The sequence below is a fragment of the Pandoraea norimbergensis genome (assembly GCF_001465545.3).
In the GTDB taxonomy this organism is placed as follows: Bacteria; Pseudomonadota; Gammaproteobacteria; order Burkholderiales; family Burkholderiaceae; genus Pandoraea; species Pandoraea norimbergensis.
Map to the genome: position 1 here is coordinate 1,659,810 of NZ_CP013480.3, position 18,872 is coordinate 1,678,681.

Sequence of the window (18,872 nt, forward strand, 5' to 3'; positions counted from 1 at the left end):
CGTCCCCATAAGCCATCTGGAGACATGCAGTGACCCGTAATGCCGCAATTGCCCAAGCCACCGCCCAATACGATTCGGGCGCATTTCTCGATACCCTCAACCGCCGCGTGGCGTTCAAGACAGAGAGTCAGGAAGCTGATAGCGGCGAGATTCTCCACGCTTATCTCGCAGACGAAATGACCCCCGCGCTCGCCGCGCTGGGTTTTACCTCGCGTATCGTGCCGAACCCGGCGCCGGGCGGCGGTCCGTTCCTGATTGCGGAACGCCGCGAAGGTGACGACCTGCCCACGGTGCTGACCTACGGTCACGGCGACGTGGTGCGTGGCTACGACGCGCAATGGCGCACCGGCCTGAAGCCGTGGGAGATCGTCGTCGAGGGCGACCGTTGGTACGGACGCGGCACCGCGGACAACAAAGGGCAGCACACGATCAACCTGGCGGCGCTCGCAGAAGTACTCGCCGCACGCGGCGGCAAACTTGGCTACAACGTGAAGATGATCGTGGAGATGGGCGAGGAAATGGGCTCGCCCGGCCTGCACGCAGTCTGTGAACAACTGCGCGAGGAGTTGCGTGCCGACGTCCTGATCGCCTCCGACGGTCCGCGCTTAGCAGCAACGCACCCCACGGTCTTCCTCGGCTCGCGCGGTCTCGTCAACTTCAAGCTGAGTCTGAATCTGCGTGAAGGTGGTCACCACTCGGGCAACTGGGGCGGCTTGTTGCGCAACCCGGGCGTGGTGCTGGCCAACGCGATTGCGTCGATGGTCGATGGCAACGGCAAGATTCTGGTCGAAGGGCTCCGTCCGCCGGCGCTGCCTGCGTCGGTGCGCCGCGCGCTTGCCGGTCTGGAAGTCGGCGGTGGTCCGAACGATCCCGAAGTCGATGCCGACTACGGCGAGCCGGGCCTGACCCCAACCGAGCGCGTGATCGGCTGGAACAACATCGAAGTGCTGGCGTTCAAGACGGGCAACCCCGAAAAGCCGGTCAACGCGATTCCCCCCTACGCCTATGCCCACATGCAGATCCGCTTCGTGGTCGGCACTGACTGGGAGCGACTGGGCGAGATCGTACGCCAGCATCTCGACGCGCACGGCTTCACGATGGTCGATGTGGAAGTGGAGCGCGGGGTGATGGCGACGCGCCTTGATCCGGAGGACCCGTGGGTGTTGTGGGCACTGGCGTCGATGCGCGAGACCACCGGCAAGCCGCCGGTCCTGCTGCCCAATCTCGGTGGCACGTTGCCGAACGATGTGTTTGCCGACGTGCTGGGCTTGCCGACATTGTGGGTGCCGCATTCATACCCGGCCTGCTCGCAGCATGCGCCCGACGAGCACTTGCTTGGCTCGGTGGCGCGTGAGGCGTTGCAAATCATGGCGGGATTGTTCTGGGATCTGGGCGACGTCGATCTGAAAGAGGGAAAACCGCGATGAACACATCTGCAACCGCCTCCGGGGCGGGGCACACGGGAAGTCTTCCGGATGTCGGCGCGGAAGCTTCTTCCGATGCCCGCACGACCGCCCACGTGCCCGTCTACAAGTTGATCGTTGCCACGTCGATTGGCAATGCGCTCGAATGGTATGACTTGATCGTCTACGGTTGCCGTCACCCGCATGCGCGACTGTACCGCTGGTGTTGTCGAATGTCCGTGTCTCGATCCGTGCGTCACGCGCGGCAAGCTTGATGGCTCCAGTGCGATTGCTCAGGGCTTCCGTGATGTTCAGGTGCGCGGGCGCATCGCCCTGCGGGTCGGACTGCACAATCTCGCCCGTGTCGTTGTCGAGCCGGACTGCATTCATCGTCAACCGGGCGGAGGACATCTGCCCGCGAACGTTGCGGATCGTGTTAGCCGACGTATCTAGATGGCCAGCCGTATCCAACTTGCCGCCGGAATTGTCCAGAACATTGCCCACGGCAAGCACGACGTGTTGACGGGCGAGAATCTGACCGCCGGTGTTCAGAAGGCTGCCCGCCGTCTCGAACCGGAACGTACCGTCCGATGCCCATCTCCCGCTATTGATGGCATTGCCGGCCGTAACGGCCACATCGCCCTTGCCAGCGATCTCGCCTTGGGTGTCGTTGCACGAGGCGTTGAGCAACTCGCGGGACACGTTGATTCGCATCTCCGCATCGCTCAACGCCAATAAACGACCGCCGTCGTTGTGCAGCGCCCCAGCGTCGAGCGAGAACAGGCCGCCCGATTGAATCAGACCGACTTGATTGCTCATCAACCCGTGCGTGAGCAAGTACAGCGCGTGCTGCGCGGAGACGGTGCCTCTGTCATTGCGCCCGCTATCCGCGCTCACACGCATCGTGCCGTTGGTGGCGAGTGTGCCGTCGGCGTTATCAAATAGGCCCGTTGACAGGCGCAGCACCCCCGCGCCCGCGTGCTCGATCTTGCCCGACGTGTTGTCCAGCGCCGTCGAGGTGACTGACAGGTCCTCGCCGTTGGCGGTGATTTGGCCGTTGCGGTTATCCAGCGCACCGGGAAGGGCGAGTTTCGTGGAGGATGTTCCCCACTGAGAGATGCTGCCGCCCCGATTGCTTAACCCGGCGGAGGTCACTGACAGGTGCTGCGTCGGCCGAGATCACCCCCGGGATTAGCCGCAGCGTCAGGCGACCGCCCGTCAGATCCTGTTCGGGCACCACCACGCGTGTCGTCAGCCAGCCGCGGGCCAACACGGCATCTGTGGCGAAGGTTGCTATCTGGGTGACCCCCGCAGCCCCCGCGCACTGCGTGATGAACGGCGTCAGGGCGCTGTGCATGAATTCGAATGACGCAGGGAGAGGCGTACCGTCCACGGTGGCGACATCGATGTCGCGAAGCACCACGCATGGCGCTTCCGCCGGTAGCGTGGTCAGTGGCGCGGTGTCAGGCGCCGTTGGTGCGGCGGGCGCGACAGGTGTGACGGGGGACAGGCGGACATCGGGGGCGTCGCTACGTCGGCCGCGTTCTTCGGTCTCGCGCCGTTGCTGTTCGAGCCGCTGGTCTTGCACGCCCTGACGGGTGGCGTCGCGAAGGTCGGGGAGGGGAACGGGCTGTACGGGCCGTGTAGCTTGAGTGGACGGTGCGGTGTCGGCGGCGTTCGCCACAAGGGAGACGGCGAGGACAAGCGCTGCGGCAACTGCATGCGCAATACGGCGTCGCGCCGCGAGCGTTCGGCACCATCCACCGCATCTGAGGACTATGTCGCCGATGCGGGGCGGGAAAAAATCAAGACTGGCACGGTGTGTCACGAATGCATTGCCCGATGATGAGTTCGAAAACGCAGCGCGCAACAAGACACCCGTCGGCCGAAGGCCGTCGGTACGTGTCATTTCGTGTGCGCACGCAGGTGCGGGAGGAGGGCGTAAAAGCGAGCACGACAGGCGTGCTACAGCCGGGGGGGCTTACACCTACGCGTTAGGCCGGGGTTTGCAATGAGAACCACAGATGGCGAAACAGACAGCGATTTTGTCAGTCTGGCGGTGACTTGTAATTGTAAAAATCGCTCAAATGACGAGAATCGGAATCGTCCGATACGGTGTTACGTGATATCCCAAGCTGTTTTTGGCATGTGGACGCATGATTTAAGCATTTGGTAATCGCGAGCCGATCGCTCGTCGATACCTCGCGTTTTCCCCAGTCCCCGGCCCGAAATCCGAGCTTGTAGCGGGTAATTTTTTTCGCTAGTATTTTAGGCATAAACTATTTACGATTTAACAAAGATCGACGTGAACGGTGTGTGGTCTGTGTTTTCCGGAGGGTGGAGATGAATATCGTCTGTATCGGTGGCGGTCCTGCCGGCCTGTATTTCGGGTTGTTGATGAAGCTGCGCCAACCGTCGCACCGCGTGGTGGTGGTCGAGCGCAATCGTCCGTACGACACCTTCGGTTGGGGCGTGGTGTTCTCCGACGCCACCATGGACAACCTCCAGGTCGCCGATCCGGTGAGCGCCGCACAGATCAACGAGGCCTTCAATCACTGGGACGACATCGATATCCACTTCGAAGGCCGCACCATCACCTCGGGTGGCCACGGCTTCATCGGCGTTGGCCGCAAGAAGCTTCTCAATATCCTTCAGGCACGGTGTGAAGCGCTCGGCGTGGAACTCGTCTTCGAGACGGATGTTTCCGACGATCAGGAGATCGCCCGCCGTTATCAAGCCGATCTGGTGATCGCTTCCGATGGCCTGAACAGCCGCATTCGCACCCGTTACGCCGACTCGTTCCGCCCCGACATCGACACGCGCAAGAATCGCTTCGTCTGGCTCGGCACGCATCAACGCTTCGACGCCTTCACCTTTGCATTCGAGAAAACCGAGCACGGCTGGTTTCAGGCTCACGCCTACCAGTTCGATGCCGACACGTCGACGTTCATCGTCGAGACCCCCGAGGAAGTCTGGCGCGCCCACGGCATCGACCAGATGAGCCAGGAAGAGGGTGTGAAGTTCTGCGAGCAACTGTTTGCCAAGTACCTCGGCGGCAATGAGCTGCTGAGCAACGCCAAGCACCTGCGCGGCTCTGCGATCTGGATTCAGTTCCCGCGCGTGATCTGCGAGCGTTGGGTGCACTGGAACGATATGGACGGCAAGCGCGTGCCGGTGGTGCTGATGGGCGACGCTGCCCACACGGCGCACTTCTCCATCGGCTCGGGTACCAAGCTCGCGCTCGAAGACTCCATCGCGCTGGCCGACGGTCTGGGGACCGACGGCGTCGATGCGCTGCCGCGTGTCCTCAACGATTACGAGGCAGCGCGCAGCATCGAAGTGCTCAAGATTCAGAACGCCGCGCGTAATTCCACGGAATGGTTCGAGACCGTCGATCGCTACGCCAATTTCTCGCCGGAACAATTCGCCTACTCGCTGCTGACCCGCTCACAGCGCATCTCGCACGAGAATCTGCGCGTGCGCGACGCGGCTTATGTCGACGGTTTCGAAGACTGGCTTGCGTCGCACGCGGGTGTGGAACGCACCGCCGGTCAGCACTCGATTCCGCCGATGTTCACGCCGTTCAAGGCACGCGGACTCACGCTCAAGAATCGCATCGTGATGTCGCCGATGGCCATGTATTCGGCCGTTGACGGCGTGCCGGGCGACTTCCATCTGGTGCACCTTGGCAGCCGCGCGCTGGGCGGCGCAGGCATGATCGTCGCCGAAATGACCTGTGTGTCGCCCGACGCACGTATCACGCCCGGATGCCCGGGGCTGTGGAACGACACGCAACGCGACGCGTGGAAACGCATCGTCGATTTTGTGCACGCCGGCGGCGACGCGAAGATCGCCATGCAGATCGGCCACGCCGGACGCAAAGGCTCGACGCGCCTCGCGTGGGACGGCATCGACCAGCCGCTCGATGACGGCAACTGGCCGCTCATTTCTGCCTCGCCGCTGCCCTATATCGACGGTGTCTCGCAGACGCCCCGCGAAATGACGCGCGCCGACATGGACCGCGTGAAAGACGACTTCGTGCAAGCCACGCGCCGCGCAGCCGAGGCCGGTTTCGACTGGCTTGAACTGCACTGCGCGCACGGCTATCTGCTGTCGAGCTTCATCTCGCCGCTGACGAATCAGCGCAGCGATGAATACGGCGGCTCGCTGGAGAACCGCCTGCGCTATCCGCTCGAAGTGTTCCACGCGGTGCGCGCCGTGTGGCCGGAGAACAAGCCGATGTCGGTGCGTATTTCCGCCAGCGACTGGGTCGAAGGCGGCATCACGCCGGACGACGCAGTGCTCATCGCCCGTGCCTTCAAGGCCGCAGGCGCCGACCTCATCGATTGTTCGTCGGGTCAGGTGAGCAAGGAAGAGAAGCCGGTTTATGGCCGCATGTTCCAGACGCCGTTCGCCGATCGCGTGCGCAACGACGCCGGTATTCCGACAATTGCCGTGGGCGCCATCTTTGAGGCGGATCACGTGAACAGCATCATCGCGTCGGGCCGCGCAGACCTGTGCGCACTGGCGCGCCCGCATCTGGCCGACCCGTTCTGGACGCTGCACGAAGCGGCAAAGATCGGCTACAAGGATCTCGCGTGGCCGGCGCAGTACTATGCCGGCAAACGTCAGTACGAGACCAATCTGGAACGTGCTGCCGCCTACGCACAACAGATCGGTAAATAAGGACGCGTGATGACGCAACAGACAACGCCGGCTATTGCGGCTATCGCCGCAGTGCCCACTTCGCTGACAGGCGTGCACGCCCTCGTGACGGGCGGCGCTCGCGGCATTGGCGAAGCCGTGGCGCGCTCGCTGCTCGCACAGGGCGCGCGTGTGACGCTGCTCGGGCGCAGCGAGGCTGCGCTTGAGGCAGGGGCGAAGGCACTGGCCGCCCACGGTGAGGTCAATTGGGTGAGCGCTGATATCGCCGATGCCGCCGCTGTCGAAGCCGCTTTCGCGCGCGCAGCGGAACGCTTCGGACCAGTGCAGGTGCTCGTGAACAACGCAGGGCAGGCGGTGAGCGCACCGTTCGGCAAGACCGACAGCGCGCTGTGGCAACAGATGATCGGCGTGAACCTGACCGGGACGTTCCACTGCATTCAGGCCGCGCTGCCCGCGATGGTGACCGCCGGCTGGGGCCGAATCGTCAATGTGGCAAGCACGGCCGGGCTGGTCGGGTATCCGTACGTCACCGCCTATTGCGCAGCGAAGCATGGGGTCATCGGTCTCACGCGGGCGCTGGCGCTGGAAGTCGCCAAGAAGGGCGTGACGGTCAATGCCGTCTGCCCGGGCTACACCGAGACCGACATTCTGCGCGACACGATTGCGAACATCGTCGCCAAAACGGGCCGCAGCGAAGCAGAGGCGCGCGCTGAATTGGCCAAACACAATCCCCAAGGACGTCTGGTGCAACCGGATGAAGTCGCTGACACGGTGCTGTGGCTGTGTCAGCCCGGCGCGGGCGCGATCACCGGCCAATCGGTCGCGGTTGCTGGTGGCGAAGTCCTGACAGGCTGATAACAATCGAATGGCGTCAGATGGCCCGATCACGGTGCCGATGACACCCAAGGAGGCAAAGGTAATGAGTGACGTGAAACTGACCATGGCGCACCACAAGCGCCCGTTCGCGAACTTCGAGGCCAAGCATTTTCTGTGGTCGGTGTCGAACGACGCCCAAGGGCGTCCGAGCATCGGCACCATCACGCTGAACCGGCCCGACAAGAAGAACCCGCTCACGTTCGACTCGTACGCCGAGCTGCGCGATCTGTTCCGTGGTCTGGTCTACGCAACGGACATCAAGACGGTGGTCGTGACGGGCGCGGGCGGCAACTACTGCTCGGGCGGCGACGTGCATGAAATCATCGGCCCGCTCACGCAGATGCGCATGCCGGAACTGCTCGATTTCACGCGCATGACGGGCGATCTCGTCAAGGCGATGCGCGCGTGTCCGCAGCCGATCATCAGCGCAATCGACGGCATTTGCGCCGGTGCGGGCGCAATGATGGCGCTGGCCTCGGACATGCGTCTGGGCACGCCGCAGACGAAGACGGCATTCCTCTTCGTGCGTGTGGGGTTGGCCGGTGCCGATATGGGGGCCTGCACGCTGCTGCCGCGCATGATCGGTCAGGGCCGCGCATCGGAGCTGTTGTACACGGGGCGCGTGATGACGGCGGACGAGGGGCTGCAATGGGGCTTCTTCAATGCGTTGCACGATGGCGGCGCGGTGCTCTCGGCAGCGCAAACGCTGGCCGATCAGATTGCTTGCGGCCCGACGTTCGCGCATGGCGTGACCAAGAAGCTGCTGCATCAGGAATGGAACATGGGCGTGGACGAGGCCATTGAGGCCGAAGCCGAAGCGCAGGCCATTTGTATGCAGACGCAAGACTTCCGCCGCGCTTACGACGCTTTCGTCGCGAAGCAGAAGCCGGTATTCAAGGGCGACTGAGGCGAGCCAAACGATGAGCCAGAACACGACGCACAACGTGCACGTCAGCACCCCGCAGAACGCCCGCAATGGCGACTTCCTCGCGTGGCCGTTCTTTGACGAGGCGCATCGCCAGCTCGGCACGCAACTCGACGCGTGGTGCACGCAAGAGCTGCATGTCGATCATCACGCTGACACCGATGCGACCTGCGTGTCGCTGGTGCGCCAGTTAGGTCGCGCGGGTTGGTTGAAGTATTGCGTGCCCGCCAGCCACGGCGGCGCGCTCGACAAACTGGACTCGCGCGCGCTGTGCGTGTTGCGCGAGACGCTGGCCCGTCACGACGGGCTGGCCGACTTCGCTTTCGCCATGCAAGGGCTCGGCAGCGGGGCCATCACGCTCGCTGGCAGCGACGACCTGAAGCAGCGCTATCTGCCGCGTGTCGCAGCGGGTGAGGCGATCGCGGCATTTGCCCTGTCGGAACCTGAGGCGGGGTCGGACGTCGCGGCAATGGCTTGCACGGCAACACTCGACGGCGATCACTACGTGCTCAACGGCGAGAAGACGTGGATCTCGAACGGCGGCATCGCCGATTTCTATTGCGTGTTCGTGCGCACGGGGGAAGCGCCGGGCGCGCGCGGCATCAGCGCCTTCGTGGTCGACGCCGATACGCCGGGGCTGACGATCGCCGAGCGTATCGACGTGAGCGCGCCGCATCCGCTCGCGCGTCTCAAATTCGACAACTGCCGGGTGGCGGCGTCGCAGCGATTGGGGGAAGCGGGGCAGGGCTTCAAGGTCGCGATGATGACGCTCGACATCTTCCGGGCATCGGTCGCCGCGGCGGCGCTGGGTTTCGCGCGCCGTGCGCTGGACGAAGGGCTGGCTCGTGCGAAATCGCGCCAGATGTTCGGTCAGACGCTCGCCGACTTTCAACTGACGCAGGCAGCGCTGGGCGATATGGCGACGTCCGTGGACGCGGCGGCGCTGCTGACGTACCGCGCGGCATGGCAGCGCGATGTGCTGGGGCAGCGCACCACGCGCGAGGCCGCGATGGCAAAGATGTTTGCGACGGAATCGGCACAGCAGGTCATCGACCGTGCGCTGCAAATGTTTGGTGGTGCCGGGGTCGTGTCGGGCGCCATTGTGGAACGGCTTTATCGTGAAATTCGCTCGCTGCGAATTTACGAAGGGGCCACGGAAGTGCAAAAACTGATCATCGCGCGCGAACTGCTTAAAGACGGCTAGACGGCTAGACGGCTGAACGTTGCTAACGGCACGTTGACCGCCGGCCACTGGCCGACCTCATGCTGCATTGCTGGATTACCGGGGGCAAGGAGAAGCACATGGAACGATCTGGACATCTCGACACTTTCGCGCGCGACAATCTGCCGCCCGCCGATCAGTGGCCCGAGTTTCTGCTCGACAATCCCGACGTGGCGTATCCGGCGCGCATCAATTGCGCCGCGGAATTGCTCGATCGAACGATTGCACAAGGGCGCGGCGACGCACCGGCGATTTACTCGGTCGAGAACGGCCAGCCGACGACCACGTCGTATCGCGGTCTGCGCGAGATGGTCGACCGGATTGCTCATGTGTTGTGCAACGACATGGCACTGGTGCCGGGCAACCGCGTGTTGCTGCGCGGCCCGAACAATCTGTTCATGGCGGCGGCTTGGCTCGCGGTGATCAAGGCGGGTTTGGTCGGCGTGCCGACGATGCCGCTGTTGCGCGCGAAGGAACTCAAACAAATCATCGACAAGGCGGAAGTCAGCGCCGCGCTGTGCGACGGCCGCCTGAAGGAAGAGCTGGAATTCAATCGCCAGACGGGGCATGAGTATTTCTGTCCGGCGTTGACGCAGGCGGTGTACTTCCACGACGCAGGTGAGCACTCACTGGAGGCCCGCATGGCGCGTCAGCCGGCGAGCTTTGAGGCTTGCGACACGGCGGTGGATGACGTCTGTCTGATCGCGTTCACGAGCGGCACGACGGGGCAACCGAAGGGCACGATGCACTTTCATCGCGACGTGCTCGCGATGTGCGATCTGTTCCCGCGTCACGTGTTGAAACCGGGGCCGGACGACATCTTCTGCGGCACTCCCCCGTTAGCGTTCACTTTCGGTACAGGCGGCTTGCTTACGTTCCCGCTGCGTGTGGGGGCGGCGACGGTGCTGCTCGAAAAGCTCACGCCGGACTCGCTCTTGCAAGCCATTCAGGACTATCGCGCGACGATCTGTTTTACGGCGCCGACGTTCTACCGTCAGATGGCCGGGTTGGTAGGTAAGTACACGCTATCGAGCCTGAAGAAGACGGTCTCGGCGGGCGAAGCGTTGCCGGATGCGACGCGCCAGTTGTGGAAGCAGGCGTCGGGTATTGAGATGATTGACGGGATCGGCGGCACGGAGATGATCCACATCTTCATCTCGGCCGCGAACGGCGACGTGGTGCCGGGCGCGATCGGTAAGCCGGTACCGGGCTACATCGCGATGATCGTCGACGAGAACATGCAGCCGTTGCCGCCGGGCAAGGTCGGCAAGCTAGCGGTGAAGGGCCCGACAGGGTGCCGCTATCTCGCGGATTCGCGCCAGAAGAACTATGTGAAGCAAGGCTGGAATCTGCCGGGCGACACGTTCATGTGCGACGAAGCGGGCAATTACTACTATCAGGCGCGCTCGGACGACATGATCGTCTCGGCGGGCTATAACATCGCGGGCCCGGAGGTGGAGTCGGCGCTGTTGCAGCACCCCGCCGTCGCGGAGTGCGGCGTGGTAGGGGCGAACGACGACGCGCGCGGTCAGATCGTGAAGGCGTACGTGGTGCTCAAGCCGGGTCAACCGAGTGACGAGGCTATGGTGAAGACACTTCAGGAGTATGTGAAGGCTAACATCGCGCCTTATAAATATCCGCGTGCCATTGAGTTCGTGGACGCGCTGCCGCGCACGGAAACGGGCAAATTGCAGCGCTTCAAGCTGCGGCAGATGGCGCAGTAAGGGAGGAGTGAACTATGTCGGGGACTGACGTGGCCACGCATGCATTCGTGAAGCCGCTGCTGGTGCGCTTCAAGCATTGCGATCCGGCAGGCATCGTGTTTTATCCGCGCTACTTCGAGATGATCAACGATCTGGTCGAAGACTGGTGCGCCGAAGGGCTAGGATTGTCGTTCGGCGAAATGCATCTGCGCGATGGACTGGGCGTGCCGACGGCAAATGTCGAATGCCGGTTCAGTGCACCGAGTTTTTTAGGCGATACGCTGACGCGTTCGCTGGAAGTCACGCGTCTCGGACGCTCGTCAATGACGCTGCGTATCCGCTTTGCGGGCGCAAACGACGAGACGCGTTTGCAAGCCACGCTGGTGTTGGTCTGGGTCGCGAAAGGCGAGGGCGGCAAGCCCGCACCCATCGCGGTACCCCCGGCCCAGCGCGCGGCAATTGTGCGCTTTGCCGCACCCGATTCTGTAATTGAAGGAGTGACCTGATGCTGCAAGTTCTGCAACCGCCCGAGTGGGCGAAACCGCGCGGCTACGCGAACGGCATGGCGTTCGAGATGTCGGTAGGCAGCCGCATCGTGTTTGTCGGCGGTCAGATCGGCTGGAATGCGCAGCAACGCTTCGAGACGGACGATTTCGCACTGCAAGTGCGTCAGACGCTGGAAAACATCGTGGCGATTCTGGCGGAAGGCAACGCGAAGCCGGAACACATCGTGCGCATGACCTGGTACGTGAAGAACAAAGCGGAGTATGTGGCTAACTATCCGGCGATCGGTGAGCATTACCGCGCAGTCATCGGGCGCCACTTTCCGGCAATGACGGCTGTGGAAGTGGCCGATCTGGTGGAAGACGAAGCTAAGGTGGAAATCGAAGTGACCGCGGTGGTGCCTGCGGCCTGATTTTTTTCGCTAGCGGGGAAGGGACGGAAAACCTCCCCGCTGGACAGACCGAAGCCCCTTCCCGCTGCTCAGACAGTGTTCAACTCGCCTCGGGAAGGGGCTCCGGTCTATCCTCATCCACCGCGCTGGTCCCTCCGGCGACACCGCCCCCTCCGCTCCTTATTTCCTCTTCCCGCCAAACAAAAACGCCAGACATCGTCTGGCGTTCTTGTTTGATCCCCTGTAAGGCTGTCTCTGTCTGTTACGCAGCTTTCTGCTCGCCCTGCACTTTGTCCAACTCGGCCTGCGTCAACCAATACGATCCCGGCAAATCCTGCTCATCACAGTTGTGACCCTCACCACCCCGGTCCACCACGATGAAGTCACTTACCTCATGCAGCGCCAGCAACGGGTGATGCCACACACCACGTGCGTAATTCACGCCCTGCCAACCATCCGAGACGAACGCTCGCATCTGGCTCACGTCCAACTCGCCCGCCGGTGCTACCACCACCAAATACGGCAAGGTCTTCAACGGAATGAACGCCTGACTGCCCAACGGGTGACGCTCCAACATCTTCACCTCGTACGGCAACGTGCGCGGCTGACCTCGAAACACATTCACCAACGTGCGGCCACCCTCCGGCCCCAAATCCACCGTCGCCAAATCGTGATACCGCTCAGTCGTCCCGCCATTGATCGCGAAATGCTTCGCCCCCGCCAACTCGATCACGTCGCCAAACGCCGCAAACGACTCACGCGTCAACCGCTCTATCTTCAATGCCGGACCCGCCATATCACGCTCTCCTTCTTGTTTTATCCACTCGCGCACTCGCCGCCCGACTCTGCGGGCGGCAGTTGCACTCTGTCTTTTGCTTACTGCTTTCCGCCCAACCGGCCCCACAGGCGCAGGCGCGACACGCCCCCGTCCGGGATGATGTTGAACCGGATATGCGTGATCGCACCCAGCTTCTGAATCTGCTCTTCAAAGAAGAACTGCTTGTCCATCGCCAACTTCTGCTCAGGCAACAACACGGGCCAGAACATGGACTGCGTAATCAACGACTGCTCGGTACCACCCGTGACGTACGCGCCCTGAATGGAGCAGCGGTCAGGGAAGTTGCCCTTGAAGTGCGCCGTATCGACTTCGATCTTGCCGATCTCGCCCGGCTGCGCCAGCGCAATGATCGCCCAGTCGTTACCCGGCTCACGACGGCGGCGCGTCTCCCAACCATCACCCATGTTCACGCCACGGCCCGGCATCAACAGGTTCGACGCCAAGCCGAAGTGCTGGTTGTTGGCCGCGACGACGTAGCCGCCGTTTTCCATGGCGATCAGGTCGATCAACTCGTCGCGCGAACGATTGTTCCAGTCGCTCTGCGGCAAGCCATACAGGCGCAGGCGCGCCAGACCACCGTCCGGATACAGGTTCACGCGCACGTGCGTGGCCGGGCGCTGGCTGGTGATGTCGTGATAGTGATGCGAGTTGCCTTGCAGCGTGGTCGACGCGAGCAGCTCGAACCACTCGGCGTTCTCTGCCGGGGCGCCGTCGGGGCTGTAGCAGCCTTCCAATGAGGCGGCCGGCGGGAAGTTGCCCGTGAAGTGGCTGGTGTCGAGATCGACGCCGAACAACACGCCCGGACGCGCCAGCTTGACGATGCACCAGTCGTAACCGTTGACGCGCTTGCGACGCGTCTCCCAACCATCCATCCACTTGCCGTTGTCGTCGTACTTGCCGGGGATGAACACGGCAGGGTCGGGGTTGAGCATGCGCTCTTTGGCCGCGAAGAATTCGTCGCTGGCGACCAGTGCCTGTGCACCCAGACGCGGATCAGCCAGATTGACGTAACGGCGCACGAAATCCGGTGCGTTCGGGTCTTGCGGGGCGAGGGCCATGTTGCGTTGAACTCCAGATGAAGTGGCCGACGCCGTGGGGGGGGCGTCGGCGAAAGTGTTGTGAGTCGACCTTGAGTGACTCGTTTGCTTAATTTGTCGGTGCTGTCAGTGGCATCAGTGCTGCATAACCGGCGCAACCTCTGCGGCGTCGGCTTCCGCCACTTGCGTCACCGGCTCGTACGGCAGCTTGCCGTTGAGTACCTGATGCGCTCTCGCAAAGTCGACGTCTTTCTCCCACGCGGCCACGACGAGCGTCGCCACGCAGTTGCCCAGCAAATTGGTGATCGCACGGGCAATCCCCACGAACCAGTCGACCGGCAGAATCAGCACGAGACCAATTACCGGAATGGCGGGGATTGCCGCCAGCGTCGCGGCCAGAATCACGATGGCGGAGCCCGGAATGCCGTGCGCACCCTTGGACGTCAGCAACGATACGAGCACGACGAGAATCAGATCGTGGATCGACAGCGGGGTATTGGTGGCCTGCGCAATGAAGATGACCGCGAGCGTCAGGTAGATGGAGAACCCGTCGAGGTTGAACGAGTACCCGGTCGGCACGACCAGACCCACGGTGGACTTCTTGATGCCCATCCACTCGAGCTTGCGCATCACGGTCGGCAACACGGCATCGGATGACGCCGTGCCCAGCACGATGGACAACTCTTCGCGGAAGTATTTGATGAACTTGAAGATGTTGAAGCCCGCCAGACGCAACACGCCGCCCAGCACCACGGTCACGAATACGGCACAGCTCAGATAGAACACAAAGACGAGCATGCCCAGTTGCTTGAGCGACGACGCACCGTATTTGCCAGTGGTGAACGCCACGGCACCCAACACGCCCAGCGGCGCCAGACGGATGATGAACGCCATCACGCGGAAGAACACGTGGCTCAGGTCTTCAATGAAACGTGCGACCGGCTTGCCCCGCTCGCCAAGCGCAGCCAGCGCACAGCCGAACATCACGGAGAAGACGAGAATTTGCAGGATGTCGCCCTTGGCGAACGCGTCGGTAATCGTGTTGGGGATGATGTTCAACAGGAAACCGGCGGTGTCTTTGAGACTCTTGGCGTTCTCGGTGTACGCCGCCATCGCGCTCGGGTCGAGGCTGCGAATGTCGATGTTCATACCGACACCCGGGCGCGTCACCCACGCCAGCACGGCACCGATCACCAACGCAAAGGTGGTGATGATCTCGAAGTACACGACGGCCTTCACGCCGACGCGGCCCACTTTGCGCAAATCGCCCGCGCTCGCCATACCGCTGACGACCACGCAAAAGACGATGGGGCCAATGACCATCTTGATGAGCTTGAGGAAGCCATCGCCCAACGGACGCAAGGACTCGCCCAATTGCGGAAACCAGATGCCGAGTGCCACGCCTACTACCAACGCGATGACGACTCGGCCAAACAACGAACGGAACAGCCTGGGCATGGTGTGTCTCCTCTGCCTGCGTAGATCTTGCGGATTTTGTTGATCTCTACTTCGACGGATTGCTCTTTCGGGGGCTCTGCGGTACAGCGCTTTCCTCACCATCAGCCAGTTTATCGTTACAAGTCATACCGGTCTGACCAGTGGTGTTATGGCGAATATTAGAAAGTCAATATGTGGCGGTCAAGGCGCACGCGCTGAGGGGATACCCTAGGGTCGTGACTGACTCGCGAGACGCGGGTTTCGCAGGCTGAACCCGTACGGTTTCTCGGGTATGACGGCCGGAACTTCGGTTTCCGGCGCGGGGTCGCACTGGGTATCCCCAACAAGTCGCAAACACAAGTCAGGGAGACGCCATGCGAATGAAAGACACGGTGGTACTCGTCACGGGCAGCGCGCAGGGTATCGGGCGCGCAATCGCCATCCGGCTGGCACAGGAAGGTGCGCGCATCGTGGTGGAAGACCGGCAGGACAGCACGATGGCAAAGCAGACGCTGGACGCGGTGCGCACGGCGGGTAGCGATGGTTGTGTGATCGCTGGCGACGTTGGGCGCGTAGCCGATGTTCAGGCGGTGGTGGCGAAGGCGGTCGAGCAATTGGGGCGGCTGGACGTGCTGGTCAATAACGCCGGAGTGGAGCGCCGAGCCGCCTTTCTGGACGTGACGGAAGCCGACTACGACCTCGTGCTGGACATCAACCTGAAAGGCGCGTTCTTTCTCACACAGGCCTTTGTGAAGCACCTTCGCGACACGAAGCGCGGCGGGCGCATCGTCAACGTCAGTTCGGTACACGAAGAGTTGCCGTTTCCCCACTTCACCAGCTATTGCGCCAGCAAAGGCGGCATGAAGATGATGATGCGCAATCTCGCCATCGAACTCGCGCCGCTCGGCATTACGGTGAATAACGTCGCGCCCGGCGCGGTTGGCACGGCGATCAATCAGCAACTGCTCAAGAACCCGGCGGAACTCGACGCGCTGCTTGCCAACATCCCGCTTGGCCGTCTTGCCGATCCGAGTGAAGTGGCTAACGCGGTGCTGTTTCTCGCGTCGCCGGAAGCCAGTTACGTGACGGGGACGACGGTGTTCGTCGATGGCGGGCTGCTCTGGAATTATTCGGAGCAATGACCATGACCGACACCGCGCAACGCACGCTCTCGCAAGGGGGCATGACGCCAGAGGTCGCGCATGTCGCGCCGTCGGATGTGCTCACGCCAGCCGATCGGTATCAGGAGTTGTTTGTCGCCGTGCAGACGCAACGCATCTTCCCCGATAGCAAGACGTTCGTGGACTGCGTGCCGACGCTGGCGCCGGTGGAGATTCTCCGGCGGTATCGCGATGACGCCAGCCGACCCGGCTTCGATCTCTCGGCGTTCGTCTCCGGGCATTTCACGATGGAGCGCATTCCCGACAGCCACTATGTGTCGGACCCCGGACAGGGGCTGGTCGCGCATATCGATGGCCTCTGGGATGTGCTGACCCGGCTGCCGCAAGCGCATCCGGCTGACAGTTCGCTGCTGCCGTTGCCGCAGTCTTACGTGGTGCCCGGCGGACGCTTTCACGAACTCTATTACTGGGACTCCTATTTCACGATGCTCGGCCTCGCCCAAAGCGGACGCCACGATCTGCTCGTGAATATGGCCGACAACTTCTCGTTTCTCATCGATACGTACGGTCACGTGCCGAACGGCAACCGCACGTACTATCTGAGCCGGTCGCAGCCTGCGATGTACGGTTTGATGATCGAACTCTTCGAGTCGCACGGCGTGGCGCGTGCGGTCCGCTATTTGCCACATCTGCTGCGTGAGTACGCCTTCTGGATGGAAGGGGAGGACTCGCTCGCCGTCGGTGACACGTTCCGTCATCTGGTGCGTCTGCCCGACGGCGCGCTGCTCAATCGCTATTGGGACGAACGCGACACGCCGCGCGAGGAGGGCTATCTCGAAGACGTCAATACGGCACTGCACGCGCCCGCGCGCCATGCGGGGGAGGTCTATCGCGATCTGCGCGCCGGGGCAGCGTCGGGCTGGGATTTCAGTTCGCGCTGGCTCGGCGACGCCAACGATCTTTCGACGATTCGCACGACGGCGATTCTGCCGGTCGATCTGAATAGCTTTCTCTTCGCGACGGAGCGACAGATCGCACGACTGAGCGAAGCGGCCGGTGACGCGCAGCAAGCGCAGGCGTTCGCGGCGCGCGCCGAAGCGCGCCGACGTGCGATGACGCGCTATCTCTGGAGTGACGACGACGGCGCGTTCATGGACTATGACTGGCAGCTCGGGGCGATTCGACGGCAATTGACGGCGGCGATCGCCGCGCCGTTGTTTGTCGGTATGGCTTCGCGTGAGGAGGCGCATCGCACGGCGCGGGCGATGGCCGATCGTTTGATGGCGGCGGGCGGGTTGCGCACGACAGAGACATCCATGCAGACGTCGAGCCTCCAGCAATGGGACCCGCCCAACGGCTGGGCGCCACTGCAATGGATCGCCATTCATGGCCTGCGCAAGTACGGCGAAAATCGGCTGGCCACGGAGATCGCCCATCGCTGGCTCGCGACGGTCGGAGCGCTTTACACGCGGGAGAGCAAGCTGGTGGAAAAGTACTCGCTGCACACGAGCGACGCGATGTGCGCTTGCGGCGGCGGGGGCGGAGAGTATCCGCTGCAAGACGGCTTCGGCTGGACGAACGGCGTGGTGCGGCGCCTGCTCGGTGACCATCCGGAACATCATGCCCACACGGCACTGGCGCGCGGGCGGCCGCGAGGGTAACCACGAGCGCAGGGTTGGTGGCGGTGGTGAGGGCGGCCGGGCAGGCGGGAGGCAGGCGGGAGGCAGGCGGGAGGCAGGCGGGAAGCAGGCGCGCAGCGGGCCCGGCGGGTAGCGCTTGCAGCCCATGGGAGGGCGCTGCATCCGCCGATATTTGGCGTCGTACAATGCGCCATACTGATCCGCGCGTATTTCGCGGAATTCCCGCACGACTTGTGAGGCCTCATGAAGCATTCGGCACACGCCGTAACCGACGCTGCCGTCGCCATCATCCGCGAGCGCATTGAGCGTCAGGTCTATCCGACCGGCGCGATGTTGCCGTCGCAACGCCAACTCGCCGAAGAACTGTCGATCAGCCGCGCCTCGCTGCGCGAAGCCCTCTCGACGCTCGAAGCCCTCGGCATGGTCTCGATTCGCCCCGGCAAGGGCGTGTACGTGAGCGACGCCTCGGCCCGCGTCGGCGTGGCCTGGCGCTTCGCCGACCAGATTTCGCTCGCCGACACGTATCAACTTCGCTATGCGCTAGAAGGCTTCGCCGCGCGGCTGGCCGCCCACGCCGCCAGCGCCGACGAAATGGCGTGGCTCACCGACAACGTCGACGAGATGAAGGCTGCTCTGATCGAAGGCGACGTGGATACGGCCGCACAGCTCGATTTCGCGTTCCATCTGCGCATCGTCGGGCTCGCCGGCAACGGCGCCATTGCCGATATCCTGCGCGGCAGCACTGAAATCGTCATGGAAAGCCAGCGCCTGCCGTTCTATCAGCGCGAACTCGTGCTTTCTACCTATCATGAACATATGGAAATCCTCGACGCCCTGCGACGCCGCGACGGCGCCGCCGCAGGGGCTGCGATGGAGCGCCATATCGTGCTGGCGGCCCAGCGGGCGGGCATTCACTTCCCTATCCCCTCTGCGTATTCGTCCGCCGGCGGCCTTGCCCCCAGGGAGAACGCAGAGCGTACTGGTACTCCACACGTTCAGCTTTGAGATGAAAGGGATTTGCGCTATACTTTGAGGGTTTTGGTCATTTAACCCTCACCCTAGCGCCTACCCGCCTGACATCTCGTCCGCAGTCCGAGCATCCGCTGTGCG

The 18,872-nt window shown here is 62.9% G+C and carries 15 protein-coding genes and 1 pseudogene; 11 read left to right on the plus strand and 5 right to left on the minus strand.

Annotated features, from left to right (window positions below; all coding sequences use genetic code 11):
- Positions 1-29 precede the first annotated feature (29 nt).
- Positions 30-1,427, plus strand: coding sequence for a M20 family metallopeptidase (locus tag AT302_RS28075; RefSeq protein WP_058377886.1), 1,398 nt, complete (start codon positions 30-32; stop codon positions 1,425-1,427).
- Between the two features lie 450 nt (positions 1,428-1,877).
- On the opposite strand, the pseudogene AT302_RS28080 reads toward AT302_RS28075, so the two are convergent.
- A pseudogene (locus tag AT302_RS28080) lies at positions 1,878-2,558 on the minus strand (hypothetical protein); the annotation flags it as partial.
- Positions 2,467-3,312 carry a POTRA domain-containing protein gene (locus tag AT302_RS28350; protein WP_084656082.1) on the minus strand — a complete coding sequence of 282 codons (846 nt, stop codon included), beginning with the start codon at positions 3,310-3,312 and terminating at the stop codon, positions 2,467-2,469. The gene AT302_RS28350 and the pseudogene AT302_RS28080, both read right to left, overlap by 92 nt.
- Positions 3,313-3,746: 434 nt before the next feature.
- Between AT302_RS28350 and AT302_RS07490 the strand changes: the two genes are divergently transcribed.
- From AT302_RS07490 to AT302_RS07520, 7 genes are all read left to right on the plus strand, one after another.
- On the plus strand, positions 3,747-6,089 hold the full coding sequence (locus tag AT302_RS07490) for a bifunctional salicylyl-CoA 5-hydroxylase/oxidoreductase (RefSeq protein ID WP_058377890.1): 2,343 nt from the start codon (positions 3,747-3,749) through the stop codon (positions 6,087-6,089).
- Positions 6,090-6,098: 9 nt separating this feature from the next.
- Positions 6,099-6,923: an SDR family NAD(P)-dependent oxidoreductase gene (locus AT302_RS07495; protein ID WP_058377891.1), complete on the plus strand. Its 825-nt coding sequence runs from the start codon at positions 6,099-6,101 to the stop codon at positions 6,921-6,923.
- Between the two features lie 64 nt (positions 6,924-6,987).
- Positions 6,988-7,851, plus strand: coding sequence for an enoyl-CoA hydratase family protein (locus tag AT302_RS07500; protein WP_058377892.1), 864 nt, complete (start codon positions 6,988-6,990; stop codon positions 7,849-7,851).
- 13 nt (positions 7,852-7,864) lie between these two features.
- Positions 7,865-9,073, plus strand: coding sequence for an acyl-CoA dehydrogenase family protein (locus tag AT302_RS07505; RefSeq protein ID WP_058377893.1), 1,209 nt, complete (start codon positions 7,865-7,867; stop codon positions 9,071-9,073).
- Positions 9,074-9,171: 98 nt separating this feature from the next.
- Positions 9,172-10,815 carry an AMP-binding protein gene (locus AT302_RS07510; RefSeq protein WP_058377894.1) on the plus strand — a complete coding sequence of 548 codons (1,644 nt, stop codon included), beginning with the start codon at positions 9,172-9,174 and terminating at the stop codon, positions 10,813-10,815.
- A gap of 14 nt (positions 10,816-10,829) precedes the next feature.
- Complete coding sequence (locus AT302_RS07515; RefSeq protein WP_058377895.1) at positions 10,830-11,300, plus strand: acyl-CoA thioesterase; 471 nt, start codon at positions 10,830-10,832, stop codon at positions 11,298-11,300.
- A gap of 2 nt (positions 11,301-11,302) precedes the next feature.
- Positions 11,303-11,710 (plus strand): RidA family protein, encoded by a 408-nt coding sequence (locus AT302_RS07520; protein ID WP_058380173.1) that lies wholly within the window; start codon positions 11,303-11,305, stop codon positions 11,708-11,710.
- Between the two features lie 241 nt (positions 11,711-11,951).
- On the opposite strand, the gene AT302_RS07525 is transcribed toward AT302_RS07520, so the two are convergent.
- The 3 genes from AT302_RS07525 to AT302_RS07535 form a co-directional block, all read right to left on the minus strand.
- A complete protein-coding gene (locus tag AT302_RS07525) occupies positions 11,952-12,485 on the minus strand; it encodes an ureidoglycolate lyase (protein WP_058377896.1) in 534 nt (177 codons plus the stop codon).
- Positions 12,486-12,565: 80 nt separating this feature from the next.
- Positions 12,566-13,585, minus strand: coding sequence for an allantoicase (gene alc / locus AT302_RS07530; RefSeq protein ID WP_058377897.1), 1,020 nt, complete (start codon positions 13,583-13,585; stop codon positions 12,566-12,568).
- Between the two features lie 114 nt (positions 13,586-13,699).
- Positions 13,700-15,022, minus strand: coding sequence for a C4-dicarboxylate transporter DctA (locus AT302_RS07535; protein WP_058377898.1), 1,323 nt, complete (start codon positions 15,020-15,022; stop codon positions 13,700-13,702).
- A 353-nt stretch (positions 15,023-15,375) separates the two neighbouring features.
- On the opposite strand from AT302_RS07535, the gene AT302_RS07540 reads away from it, so the two are divergent.
- The 3 genes from AT302_RS07540 (at position 15,376) to AT302_RS07550 (ending at position 18,767) form a co-directional block, all read left to right on the plus strand.
- Positions 15,376-16,143: an SDR family NAD(P)-dependent oxidoreductase gene (locus tag AT302_RS07540; protein WP_058377899.1), complete on the plus strand. Its 768-nt coding sequence runs from the start codon at positions 15,376-15,378 to the stop codon at positions 16,141-16,143.
- Positions 16,144-16,145: 2 nt separating this feature from the next.
- Positions 16,146-17,783 carry an alpha,alpha-trehalase TreF gene (gene treF / locus AT302_RS07545; protein ID WP_407668829.1) on the plus strand — a complete coding sequence of 546 codons (1,638 nt, stop codon included), beginning with the start codon at positions 16,146-16,148 and terminating at the stop codon, positions 17,781-17,783.
- Positions 17,784-18,005: 222 nt separating this feature from the next.
- Positions 18,006-18,767, plus strand: a complete 762-nt coding sequence (locus AT302_RS07550) for a FadR/GntR family transcriptional regulator (RefSeq protein WP_058377901.1) — start codon at positions 18,006-18,008, stop codon at positions 18,765-18,767.
- Positions 18,768-18,872 lie beyond the last annotated feature (105 nt).

Excerpts from the sequence above, each read along its gene's own strand:
- AT302_RS07505 (WP_058377893.1), top strand. The coding sequence starts at position 7,865 with ATGAGCCAGAACACGACGCACAACGTGCACGTCAGCACCCCGCAGAAC.
- AT302_RS28350 (WP_084656082.1), bottom strand. The coding sequence starts at position 3,312 with ATGACACGTACCGACGGCCTTCGGCCGACGGGTGTCTTGTTGCGCGCT.
- AT302_RS07550 (WP_058377901.1), top strand. The coding sequence starts at position 18,006 with ATGAAGCATTCGGCACACGCCGTAACCGACGCTGCCGTCGCCATCATC.
- treF (WP_407668829.1), top strand. The coding sequence starts at position 16,146 with ATGACCGACACCGCGCAACGCACGCTCTCGCAAGGGGGCATGACGCCA.
- AT302_RS07490 (WP_058377890.1), top strand. The coding sequence starts at position 3,747 with ATGAATATCGTCTGTATCGGTGGCGGTCCTGCCGGCCTGTATTTCGGG.
- alc (WP_058377897.1), bottom strand. The coding sequence starts at position 13,585 with ATGGCCCTCGCCCCGCAAGACCCGAACGCACCGGATTTCGTGCGCCGT.
- AT302_RS07535 (WP_058377898.1), bottom strand. The coding sequence starts at position 15,022 with ATGCCCAGGCTGTTCCGTTCGTTGTTTGGCCGAGTCGTCATCGCGTTG.
- AT302_RS07540 (WP_058377899.1), top strand. The coding sequence starts at position 15,376 with ATGCGAATGAAAGACACGGTGGTACTCGTCACGGGCAGCGCGCAGGGT.
- AT302_RS07500 (WP_058377892.1), top strand. The coding sequence starts at position 6,988 with ATGAGTGACGTGAAACTGACCATGGCGCACCACAAGCGCCCGTTCGCG.
- AT302_RS07510 (WP_058377894.1), top strand. The coding sequence starts at position 9,172 with ATGGAACGATCTGGACATCTCGACACTTTCGCGCGCGACAATCTGCCG.
- AT302_RS07515 (WP_058377895.1), top strand. The coding sequence starts at position 10,830 with ATGTCGGGGACTGACGTGGCCACGCATGCATTCGTGAAGCCGCTGCTG.
- AT302_RS07495 (WP_058377891.1), top strand. The coding sequence starts at position 6,099 with ATGACGCAACAGACAACGCCGGCTATTGCGGCTATCGCCGCAGTGCCC.
- AT302_RS07525 (WP_058377896.1), bottom strand. The coding sequence starts at position 12,485 with ATGGCGGGTCCGGCATTGAAGATAGAGCGGTTGACGCGTGAGTCGTTT.